General features: G+C 43.2%; 12 protein-coding genes. 10 read left to right on the forward strand and 2 right to left on the reverse strand.

Annotated features, from left to right (window positions below; all coding sequences use genetic code 11):
• Window positions 1-147: 147 nt before the first annotated feature.
• Together AC29Z1_RS07620 and AC29Z1_RS07625 are read right to left on the reverse strand one after the other, a co-directional pair.
• Window positions 148-1,554, reverse strand: coding sequence for an S-layer homology domain-containing protein (locus AC29Z1_RS07620; protein ID WP_488270860.1), 1,407 nt, complete (start codon window positions 1,552-1,554; stop codon window positions 148-150).
• 476 nt (window positions 1,555-2,030) lie between these two features.
• Complete coding sequence (locus AC29Z1_RS07625; protein ID WP_488270861.1) at window positions 2,031-2,366, reverse strand: hypothetical protein; 336 nt, start codon at window positions 2,364-2,366, stop codon at window positions 2,031-2,033.
• 477 nt (window positions 2,367-2,843) lie between these two features.
• Between AC29Z1_RS07625 and AC29Z1_RS07630 the strand changes: the two genes are divergently transcribed.
• The 10 genes from AC29Z1_RS07630 to AC29Z1_RS07675 all read left to right on the forward strand — a co-directional run.
• Window positions 2,844-3,491, forward strand: a complete 648-nt coding sequence (locus AC29Z1_RS07630; RefSeq protein ID WP_488270862.1) for a CoA transferase subunit A — start codon at window positions 2,844-2,846, stop codon at window positions 3,489-3,491.
• 20 nt (window positions 3,492-3,511) lie between these two features.
• Complete coding sequence (locus AC29Z1_RS07635) at window positions 3,512-4,159, forward strand: 3-oxoacid CoA-transferase subunit B (RefSeq protein ID WP_488270863.1); 648 nt, start codon at window positions 3,512-3,514, stop codon at window positions 4,157-4,159.
• A 43-nt stretch (window positions 4,160-4,202) separates the two neighbouring features.
• Window positions 4,203-4,544: a cupin domain-containing protein gene (locus AC29Z1_RS07640; RefSeq protein ID WP_488270864.1), complete on the forward strand. Its 342-nt coding sequence runs from the start codon at window positions 4,203-4,205 to the stop codon at window positions 4,542-4,544.
• A gap of 45 nt (window positions 4,545-4,589) precedes the next feature.
• Window positions 4,590-5,378: an SDR family NAD(P)-dependent oxidoreductase gene (locus AC29Z1_RS07645; RefSeq protein WP_488270865.1), complete on the forward strand. Its 789-nt coding sequence runs from the start codon at window positions 4,590-4,592 to the stop codon at window positions 5,376-5,378.
• Between the two features lie 146 nt (window positions 5,379-5,524).
• Entirely contained in the window at window positions 5,525-6,460 is a 936-nt protein-coding gene (locus AC29Z1_RS07650) for a cyclase family protein (RefSeq protein WP_488270866.1), read from the forward strand.
• Window positions 6,461-6,712: 252 nt separating this feature from the next.
• Window positions 6,713-6,994, forward strand: coding sequence for a hypothetical protein (locus AC29Z1_RS07655; RefSeq protein WP_488270867.1), 282 nt, complete (start codon window positions 6,713-6,715; stop codon window positions 6,992-6,994).
• Between the two features lie 9 nt (window positions 6,995-7,003).
• Window positions 7,004-7,915 (forward strand): MFS transporter, encoded by a 912-nt coding sequence (locus AC29Z1_RS07660; RefSeq protein WP_488270868.1) that lies wholly within the window; start codon window positions 7,004-7,006, stop codon window positions 7,913-7,915.
• 161 nt (window positions 7,916-8,076) lie between these two features.
• Window positions 8,077-8,895 carry a methyl-accepting chemotaxis protein gene (locus tag AC29Z1_RS07665; protein WP_488270869.1) on the forward strand — a complete coding sequence of 273 codons (819 nt, stop codon included), beginning with the start codon at window positions 8,077-8,079 and terminating at the stop codon, window positions 8,893-8,895.
• Window positions 8,896-9,199: 304 nt separating this feature from the next.
• Window positions 9,200-10,495, forward strand: a complete 1,296-nt coding sequence (locus tag AC29Z1_RS07670) for a uracil-xanthine permease family protein (RefSeq protein WP_488270870.1) — start codon at window positions 9,200-9,202, stop codon at window positions 10,493-10,495.
• Window positions 10,496-10,514: 19 nt separating this feature from the next.
• The coding region (locus AC29Z1_RS07675; protein ID WP_488270871.1) for a P1 family peptidase at window positions 10,515-10,911 on the forward strand (397 nt) is incomplete at its 3' end.

Here is a 10,911-nt window from a genome sequence, read left to right on the forward strand (position 1 = left end):
AAGAGGCGTGTCACAAGACGTTTTTTCCATAAACGTTTTGCGACACGCCCTTAGAATTTTAAGGGCAGTTAGGGTTTTCCCTAACTGCCCGATATCGTTAGTTGGTTATAGGTTCACGGTAACTACGATAGCTGAAATTGGTTTTAATTAAAAGAATATGTCATATTGCAGATGGAAGACATCAGTATCTCCCTGGACAGATTTTCCAGTAGCTGCTTTATACTGACCATAGGATGCTCTTATCAATGAGCCGGGTGTAGGGACATACGCTGTTTCCAAAGACCAGCCTTTTACGCCAAGGTTTTGCTTCTCTGCGTTTCTAAACAGGCTTGGGCTAACCCAGATTGCCTGGCCTGGATCGTCAGCACGCCAGATACTGTTGGCTTCGACATTGATATAAGTACCGAATAGTGCCCAGGTTCCTGTTTTTGCGAGGTCAGCATTTTTGTAACGCATTTCCAATTTATACGCATTGTTCTCGTTATCGGCGTCACTGCGGGCCGCAAGGGCTGTAAAGCGCCAATCTTTGGCAAACTGGTACATGCCTCCGATCTCAGTCAGACCAAGCTCATCATTTGGTGCATTAAAGGCATTACCAAATACACCATTATCGGTTTTGAAATTATGATAGTTTACCTGAAAATCCAAGTTATCAGTTGGCGACCAGCGTGTAGCAAAACCGTAAACAGTTATATCTTCGTCATTAAAGCCAGCATTGACTGGGCTGACATAATTATAATCAACGTATTGCGGATACTGGGTGTTGGCACGTCCATATACAACGTCTGTTCTCAATTCTTTACCAAAAGAAAACTTGGCACCCTTGATACCAACGGCATTCATTGCCAGATTGAGGGTATTACCCATTGGACTCCAGGTGCGTTCTCCCGGACCCCCACCGGCCCAATAAACAAATTTACCTAAAGTTAAATTAACGCCAGTCTCTCCCAATGGACCTTGCGTATAGATCTGTCTCATCGCGACACTGTTCATGTCATTTTTATCGTTGCTGGACCGCCAGTCTTCTGCTGCAGCAAGTTCGCCACTGACAATCCACTTATCGCTTACTTTAAATGTGGGGAACAGGCGGAACCGGATATCTTTATCGCCATCATCACGACCGTGATCATACTGCAGGTTGCGATAGCGCGCCCGCATATCACCGTGAACAGTAAAGCGTTTGATAGCTTCTTCGGTTTTTGCGACACGTGCACCAAGATTTATGAGTTCGGTATTATATTCATTAATTAATTTTTCAATAAGTTCTTTGGTTTCTGTGTCGGCTTTGTCGCTACGAGCCATGGCTTTGGCTACAATCAGTGCCATTTCATAGCGGGTTAGTGTTTTGTTACCGGCAAAATTACCATTGCCGTCGCCGTCAACAATACCTTCGGCCGCGAGCTTGTTGACGGCGGAGTAGGACCAGTGACCGGCCGGAACATCCGTAAACGCTCCGGGGGTGTTTACGTATGATTGGGCATCGGCGTACGCAACAGAGCTTAAGCCTAACATGCAAACAAGGGCGCAGATTTTTGAAATGCGGTGTTTTTTCATGTTTTTCCTCCATATACTATAAAATTTGAGCTTTTAAGTTTATTGTATGATGTACTAAAACATTTCCTCCGGCGTTGTCATACGACTTCGGCAGGAGCTGCAAGTAACGGATAATGAGGTAGGACTTTTGTGACTTTCTTAGGTATGGTATCAGAGAATCCTTTCCGGCTTACGTTCAATTAAGTGCGCCATTCTAGCTTCTGCGGTGGCGTGTACATCGCCGAATTTTTTCAGGGGAGAACAATATTATATTTATTTCTGATGAATTCGACGATTTATCGATACTTTTTTGCACATGGTACCATTATCGTCTACATGTGCAAGTGGGCGACAGCCGCGCCGGTCTGTCAGCACTGGAATACATTTTCGACAATATCTTTTGAGGGCAGAGAAGTATTGGGGTTACGCTCCCTTGTGAGCCAAGCGCCTATTGCTACTACGGTAATAATGTTATTTTCCATAATTCATTCACCTCCTCATTTTTTAAAGATTTGTTTCGCAATGCTGGCAATTTTCTCTGCTTGCCGCAGATATATAGGTTGCCAGGTTGCGTTTGGCTTTTTGCTATTCAAGGCATGAAGAAGAGATGCTAGCATTTGGGTTCTGCTAGCGCTAACCACATGATATAAAGCAATTGTGCCTTCGTTTTTATCAATGAAAAGACTTATCGTAGAAAGCTCGTTCTGCTTTGCAAGCATCGGACTCATGACCCTGATAGCCAGATTCACTCCGCCCAACCCGTAGCCGCTGATGTGTGCCAGTGGTTTTAGTCCTAGGGCTTTGGCTTTATCGCTGATATAAAATATATGCAATTTCTATGCCAGAATAATCTGATAAACAGCGGACTTCCTCGGTGGAATGAATATTTGTTTAATTTTAAATTATGAAAAGAGATAACAATGAAATTATCTTGTAAGAACTTATTTAAAATAGAAACACAGTACCAGGACCTAGCAGAGTACCAAAAAGTTTTTTCAGATAAAGAAAGCGTTGAAAAAAATGAAGATGAAAAAACGCATCATTATTGATGCGTTTTTTCATCTGTCGAATTTGGTCGAAATTGTTAAAAAAGATGTAAATTTTTCTAAATAATGATGATAAAATTCATCAAATAAGGTGATTTATCTGCATTATTAATGCGAAAATTACGAAACCGTTTTATTAGAAAGTTGCGTTATAATGCAAAAAATCAAATTGTCAATTATCTGTTTTTGCTTTGGCATGGTTTTTGCTTATTTAATATTGCGAAAAGTGAAACAGCCAAACTTTAGTAACTGAGGGGGGTAACAATGACGAAAGTAATCAGCATAGACCAGGCTGTGGAAAAAGTACAAAGCTCATCCGTAGTAATGATTGGCGGTTTTCTTGCAAACGGTACGCCGGAAAAAATGATTGATGCACTGATTAACAAGAAGTGCACTGACTTAACTGTCATAGCGAATGATACTGGTTTTCCAGACCGAGGGATAGGTAAACTCATCGTTAACCGGCAGGTAAAAAAGGTAATTGTTTCACACATTGGCACAAATCCGGAAACCGGGCGACAAATGAATGCGAATGAGCTGGAGGTGGAGCTATCGCCGCAAGGCACCTTGGCTGAGCGCATTCGAGCAGGTGGAGCTGGTTTGGGAGGGGTCCTCACGCCAACCGGTATAGGGACGAGTGTTGCTGAAGGCAAACGTACTATCAGCATTGATGGTCGTGATTTTTTACTAGAAACACCTCTACGGGCCGATGTTGCTTTGGTAAAGGCCACTAAAGCTGATAAGGAAGGAAATTTAATATTTAGAAGATCAACCCGGAATTTTAATCCAATTATCGCCACGGCAGCCGATCTTGTTATTGCAGAAGTTGAAACCATTGTATCCGTAGGTGAAATTGATCCTGACGAAGTTATGCTACCAGGAATCTTCGTGGATTATATCGTTCAAGCTTAACGGAGAATGGAGGAAGGTTTATGGAAAAAAGAATTCTTATTGCTAAAAGGGTTGCTCAAGAGTTAAACGACGGCGATGTAGTAAATCTGGGGATTGGCATTCCTACACTTGTTGCAAATTATATTCCTAATGATAAAAAGGTAATTCTGCATTCTGAGAATGGCTTTGTCGGTCTGGGACCTACAGGGGAAACTATCGATCCTGACTTGACTAACGCTGGTGGTCAACCGGCAGGCATCGTGCCGGGTGGCTCAACTTTCGACAGTTCTTTGTCATTTGCCATTGTTCGCGGCGGTCACCTGGATGCCACCGTCTTAGGCGCCTTGCAGGTTGACCAGGAGGGTAATTTAGCCAACTGGATGATTCCTGGCAAAATGGTACCTGGTATGGGTGGTGCGATGGATCTTGTTGTTGGTGCAAAACGGGTAATTGTTGCCATGGAGCATGTTGGTAAGGGCGGAGTTGCTAAAATATTGAAAAAATGTACTCTCCCGCTGACTGCTGCTGGCGCAGTTGACATGATTGTTACAGATTACTGCGTTTTTAAAATAACTCCCCAAGGGATGGTTTTGACGGAAACTGCACCTGGAGTAAGCCTGCAAACCATCAGGGAAGCTACCGAAGCCGATTACACTATTGCTAGCGATGTAAAAGAAATGGCAGTTTAATTTACTTAATTAATAATTAATAAATTAAAAGGAGGTTCTATTTATGAAAAAAGTTGAATTAGCCAATGTAAAACCTTATCTTGCACCGAAACATTTCGACATGCGGTCCATGAAGTTGCATGGTACAGAAGAAACCGGTGCTACGAAATTTTGGATGGGATTGTCGTACTTTTTACCTGGTGGCGGTGCAGAGTATGCTTATGAAGATTCGCCGACAGAAAAAATCTATTATGTTCTCGACGGAGAAATTACTGTAAAGTCCAAGACCGAAACCTTTGTCCTGAAAAAGAATGATTCGATATTTATTGGACCAAACGAAGGCAGAGAAATGATAAACGAAACCAATCAGGTAGCTACTGTCTTGGTTGTTATTAGCTATAATTAGCAATTAGCCTATTAGGCATTAAACGTTAAAATGGGGGAGAACAACATGATTGACCAACAATTCGTAAACAAATTATTCGATGTCAAAGGAAAAGTTGCAGTGATCACTGGTGCAACCGGAGCTTTAGGCAGGGCTGTATGTTTTGGTTATGGTTTTGCTGGCATGAAAGTTTTTGTTACCGGGCGTAGCGATGACAAATGCAAAGCTTTGTGCGCTGAGCTAGAGGCACAAGGTATTGAGTGCGGTTACGCTGCTGGTGATCCGGCCGTAGAAGCTGATGTTATCAGGGTTGTCAAGGCTGCCGTTGAAAAATTCGGCGAAATCAACGTATTGGTTACAGCCGCAGGCTACAATAACCCCCAACCCATTCTTGAACAGGATTTAAAGGAATGGCAAAAGATTATGTCTTCTGATGTACAGGCAACTTGGCTGTTCTGCAAATATGTCGGCCAGCAAATGGTTGAACAAGGTAAAGGCGGAAAAGTAATTCTGGTTTCTTCAGCCCGCTCCAAAAATGGCATGGCTGGCTATACCGGCTATTGTACAGCCAAGGCTGGCATTGACTTAATGGCTCAATCACTTGCCTGCGAATGGAGCGAAAAATATAAAATTAATGTTAACACAATTAACCCAACTGTTTTCCGTTCTGATCTTACAGAATGGATGTTTGACCCAGAAAGTGCTGTTTATAAAAACTTTTTAAAACGCCTTCCAATTGGACGGCTGGGTGAACCAGAAGATTTTGTTGGACCTTGCATTTTCCTTGCTTCCAGTGCCAGTGACTTTATGACTGGGGCAAATATCGCTGTTGAGGGCGGCTATTGGGCTTGCTAATTAACAAGATAGATGCTTGGCGTCTTTAAAGCTTGTAGAAGCTAGGGAAACTGTTACGGTAATTAAATACATTTAACATGATATCCCCAAAGTTCTATTTCTGATAGGATATACAATCAACAGAGAATCTAGGAGGTTTTATTATTATGGGTAAAAAAATATTTGTTGATCTGACACATCCCTTCAGCGCAGAAATTCCTCGCTGGCCTTACTTTGACAAACCGGTAATTGATAGTGCGCACACTATGGCCAAAGGCGGCGTTTTGACACAAAAGATCACCTGCACTATGCACACTGGTACACACTGCGATGCTCCTCGTCACGTTATGGAGTACGAATTCGATGGCAGAAGAGCCCGCTACACTCATGAGATGCCTATTGATGCATATACTGGTGACGCTGTTTGTCTTCCCATCGAAATTGAGCGCTGGGGGTTAATTGGACCAAAGCATCTCGAAGCTGCTTGCGAAAAAGTAGGTATCAAGCCGAGCGAACTGGAAGGCATGGTTGTCTGCTTGAACACTGGGATGCATCGCAAATTCGATGACTCTAAAGAATATTATCACTACTCCTGCGGTACTGGTATTGATGCCGGCAAGTGGTTTGTGAAACACAAGGTTAAATGCGTTGCTATGGATAGCCAAGCGTTGGATCATCCTCTCCACACCGCTATGGGCAACAACGGTATGACCCGTATGAACCTTATCGGTGCTTCCGGCAAACCTATTACCGAAGAGTATATTGAACAATTTGGTATTGAAGCATATGCCGAATTTGACAAAGAAGTCTATATCAAAATTCATGGTAAAGAGGCCTATGATAAGAAGTTCGGCGAGTTGGAAGCCATTGGCTGCTGGGGCACATGGGAGCCTTGCCATAAGTACATGCTGGGACATGGCATAGTCGGTGTTGAAAACCTTGGCGGTGATCTGGATAAAGTTTCCGGTAAACGCTTTAGATTTTACTGCTTCCCGCTTCGTTGGTACTTGGGCGATGGTTCCATGGCCCGCTGCGTAGCTGAAATCGATGAAGATGATCTGAATCCAGTACCAGACAGAGTATATCCATATGGTGGATTCTAAAGAATTATCGGACAAGCCAGTAATGTAATACTGGTAATTGATCGATCGCGTTACGTCTAAGTCAGGTGCAGCAGCATATGTTTTTTAACGATTTGCGGCTGCACCTAATTTGTACTCTTTTCCATCTGAAAATTCGCAAGAGCCTGTTTTTCTGATGAATGCACGTGATACATCGTTAGCGTATTTCCAGAGCGAAAAATTCGGATCTCCTTTTTAATTCGGAATGAAGTGTAAATAAATGGGAGGATTTTTATGAATAGTTCCAAGTTAACAAAGTTTAACGTTTTTACATTGCTGTTGATACCTTTTGTTTGGATATATGAACTTTCCGTAGTAGCTCCTATTTTAGGTGCAGTGGCAGCGGCATTTCCTGATGCATCGACATTTGAATTGCAGTTAATTGTAATTATGCCGTTCTTTGCATCTATACCAATGAGTGTAATTGCAGGTAAACTTGCAAAAAAATATGACAAAAAAGACTTGATTCTCCTAGGTTTGCTGATTTATGGTATTGCCGGCATGGTGCCGTTTTAGGCAGAAACTATGAATCAGATTTTGATCTCCCGCTTGATTACTGGTATTGGTGTTGGACTTGTGTTACCTTTGCCGAATGCAATGATTGCCGAGCATTTTGCTGGTAAGGAGAGACAACGGATGCTTGGCTTAGCCACTAGTGTTGCCAATATTGCCAATGTACTTGATAGTATTGCTGTAGGCTTTATTTTACTGCTTGGTTGGAACTATCCGTTCTTATGCTTTTCCGTATGCTTAGTTATCATGGTTGTTGCCATGTTTGGTCTGCCTAAATCTCCTCCTTCCATGCAGAATACTGAAGTAGCTGACCATCATGTACCAGGCAAAAGTCTTCCTAAGATTGTGTATGGCTTAGTTGCTTTCATGACTGTTAACTGGATATTCTTTGCGTTTAATATTGAAAACATGGCTTTGTTTATGACTACCGAACATATCGGCCTGCCCTGGATGATTGGTATTGCAATTTGTTTACCGGGAGGCGCCAGCATCATATCTGGAGCTGTTTTCCCTGAGTTTTACAAAAAAACCAAAGAGTATATTGTTCCCATATCGTTAGCTATTTTTGCCGTTGGCTATATAATTATGGCTAACACTCATACCTTTGAAACCCAAACTGTTGCCAACTTGTTGATTGGCTTTGGTTCCGGCATGATTGCTCCTTACCTTTTAAACTTAACCTCACAAAAAGTAGAACCGGCTTACAGGGATACTGCATACGGGTTTGTAACTAGCGGTATTCATATTGGGTTCTTACTAGCACCGTTTGTTCAGCTTCTTGTCTATACGGTTACGGGATTTGAATCCTATAGATTTTTATGTAAATTCTCAGCTAGCGTATTGATTGTGTTCACAATTATAGCCTTCTTTAAAGCAATGAAATCGAATCAATCTGCAGCAGAAGTGACAAAAGAAGCAGTTTAATCTGTACAAATATCTCTTCTATCTCTTCCCGGAACCGGTACAGCAACTTGTTTCGGGATTTCCGGTAAAGAAATTTAAGATCGAGAAAACTGCGCTCCTTTGGCGGCAATAGTAGCTTTGCTATCAAAGGAGCACATTTTTTACGGAAAGGAATTGAAACCATGGAAAAGATATTAGAATCCCTGATTCAATGTACACCCGTTATCCAAAGAGTGCTTCCTTTTGATTCCATGATTGTTGTTGCTGACCGGGAACGTTTTATCAGTTATGCGCCAGGCAAGAAAATGCGCCATGAATCTCCTGTAGGCAAATCTCTTAGCAAAGGCGACGGTCTATGGGAGGCTATAAACTTTAATAAGATCCAGGATAGTATTGTGTCGAAAGAAGTCTGGGGTTTTACGTTTAGAAATATTAGTGCGCCTATATATGATGAAGGCGGCCAAATTATCGGGGGGGTTGGCCTAGCATGCAGTTTGGAGGCGCAAGAAACGTTGCAAAGTTTTGCAAACACTATTGCGGCTTCTTCCCAAGATGTTGCGGTCGCCAGTGAGGATTTGGCAACACAAGCGGCGCTGCTTACAGATAAGTTGGAGAAGCTGAGAGTGTCTGGCGAGTCAATGGCTAACAGCATCGGAAAATCTGACAAAATTCTCGCATTCATAAAAGAGGTTGCTGCAAATTCCAATTTACTCGGGTTGAATGCAAGCATTGAAGCTGCTCGCGCAGGCGAGTACGGTCGGGGATTTTCGGTAGTGGCGGAAGAGATTCGTAAGCTATCTACCAATAGCCAGGCTTCCATTAAAGAAATCAGAGATCTTCTGGAAGATATGCGAAATGAAGTAACTCGTATAGAAAAAGAAATTCTAGAGGTTGATACCATCTGTTTACAGCAAAAGTCGAAAAGTCTTGAAATAAGTAAAGCTGTCGAAGGCCTTAGTGATTTGGCAGCCAGGATCCGGGAGATGGCACTGCGGGTCTAGTAATAGGCAGTGATACCCGTATATTATCTTATGTAGCGGACAAGCCGCTCATAATCCCGATACTCCCTAACTTTTTTGGCACACTCTAACAGCAAAAATCCACCGGAACCTAGCGTGTAAGCAGGTTCCGGATTTTAGTATTTATGATTAGGACGGTATATTGCATTTATTTAGGAAGAAGCGGGTGGAGTTGTTATTGCGGTTGTGCATAAAGCAGAAAGCAGGGAAAAAATAGCAGACGGCGAAAATAGTTATGAAGTATACCTGAAGTCGGCATACAATAGCGGATGGGGAGGAGAACTTTTTGGGAGCTATAAGATTTAAATATCTGCTAGATGAGCAGCTGCCGCCTAGCGAAATGGCGCTGTTTGGGTTGCAGTGGTTTATGGTTACCATCCCCTCTATTATTATCCTCGGGGCCATAGCTAGCAGCATGGCTGATGCTAATTCAACGGCTATACAATTACAATATTTACAGAAACTATTTTTGCTTATCGGCATGACAATGCTGGTGCAAGTGCTGAAAGGCCATCGGTTGCCATTGATTGTGGGTCCGGCCACCGTGCTATTAAACGGCATTGTGGCAAGCCAGGCTGGTGCTGACGGTGGTGCAGTTTATTGTTCAATTGCCTTATGCGGGTTACTAGTGGCTGGTGTAAGTCAGTTTAAGCTGTTACCTCGCCTCAGCCAGCTGTTTACCCCGCGGATTGTTGGGATAGTGCTGTTATTGATTGCCTTTACGCTTCTTCCTACGATTCTTAATCTCATCACTGCAGGGGCGGAACCCTTTAAACAGCTTACGTTTGCTATCATTATGCTGCTATCTCTCCTGTTAGGACAGCGATTGTTGCCTGATGTTTTAAAATCAACCCTGGTAGCCTGGGCACTGCTGTTTGGCTCTTTAGCATATTATGCTTTAGTTGCTGGTGCGTGGCCGCAAGGAGTGCCGACAACGGCAGAACGCAGTAATTGGCAGTTGGCTGTGATTGATTTTCGTTTTGACCCTGTGATCTTTGTATCTTTTCTGTTTTGTTTTTTGGCACTGGTGGCTAATGATTTGGGTTCAATGCAAAGTATTGCCGGCTTATTGACGGTGAATGATGCTGATAAACGCTCGACAGCCGGATTGTTGGTGACCGGGTTAGGAAATACGTGTGCCGGTTGTTTGGGGGTTATTGGTCCGGTAAATTATTCGCTCAGCAGCGGGCTTATGGTTGCTACCAGCTGCGCTTCGCGTTTTCCCTTGGCGGTAGCTGCAGGTGCGCTCATCCTTGTCGCTTTCGTACCAGCTATTATCACTTTATTTTCTTATGTGCCGCCAGTTGTGATTGGCAGCCTAATATGTTATATTATGTGCTCGCAAGTTGCCAGCGGGATGTTGGTATTGGGAAAAAGCCTAGAAACGTCAGGGTTTGAAACTGGCATAATCGTAGGATTATCGCTGCTGATTGGCACAATGGCCGCGTTTTTGCCCAGCCATGTGACGGCCGCTATTCCCGCTGTTGTCAGGCCGCTGGTAACTAACGGTTTTGTTGTTGGCATTACGGCGGCATTGTTGCTGGAACATGTAATTTATGCAAAAACTAAATCTAGTAATTGATAAAAAAGGCGGTAAACAGATGGTAAACATAACTGACATCCCTGGTATTAAAATTGGTCATGCTCATGATTTGACAGCCGCCACCGGCTGTACGGTTATTCTTTGTCATGAAGGGGCAACCGGCGGGGTCGATGTACGCGGTGGCGCACCAGGTACCCGTGAGACTGACTTACTCAATCCGGTAAATTATGTGGATAAAGTCCATGCCGTGTTGCTGGCAGGCGGTAGCGCCTTTGGTTTGGAAGCAGCGTCTGGCATAATGCAGTATTTAGAAGAACAACATATAGGCTTTGATGTTGGGGTTACTAAAGTGCCGATTGTTGCTGGGGCGGTATTATTTGATTTAACCTGCGGCGATTACCGGATACGTCCAGATAAGGCAATGGGATATGCTGCTTGTTTGGCTGCGGGTACCC

It is taken from the genome of Sporomusa sp. (genome assembly GCF_057736855.1).

Bases quoted from the DNA above. Each gene is read 5' to 3' on its own strand.
- AC29Z1_RS07665 (WP_488270869.1), top strand. From the start codon at position 8,077: ATGGAAAAGATATTAGAATCCCTGATTCAATGTACACCCGTTATCCAA.
- AC29Z1_RS07645 (WP_488270865.1), top strand. From the start codon at position 4,590: ATGATTGACCAACAATTCGTAAACAAATTATTCGATGTCAAAGGAAAA.
- AC29Z1_RS07660 (WP_488270868.1), top strand. From the start codon at position 7,004: ATGAATCAGATTTTGATCTCCCGCTTGATTACTGGTATTGGTGTTGGA.
- AC29Z1_RS07655 (WP_488270867.1), top strand. From the start codon at position 6,713: ATGAATAGTTCCAAGTTAACAAAGTTTAACGTTTTTACATTGCTGTTG.
- AC29Z1_RS07650 (WP_488270866.1), top strand. From the start codon at position 5,525: ATGGGTAAAAAAATATTTGTTGATCTGACACATCCCTTCAGCGCAGAA.
- AC29Z1_RS07635 (WP_488270863.1), top strand. From the start codon at position 3,512: ATGGAAAAAAGAATTCTTATTGCTAAAAGGGTTGCTCAAGAGTTAAAC.
- AC29Z1_RS07640 (WP_488270864.1), top strand. From the start codon at position 4,203: ATGAAAAAAGTTGAATTAGCCAATGTAAAACCTTATCTTGCACCGAAA.
- AC29Z1_RS07630 (WP_488270862.1), top strand. From the start codon at position 2,844: ATGACGAAAGTAATCAGCATAGACCAGGCTGTGGAAAAAGTACAAAGC.
- AC29Z1_RS07620 (WP_488270860.1), bottom strand. From the start codon at position 1,554: ATGAAAAAACACCGCATTTCAAAAATCTGCGCCCTTGTTTGCATGTTA.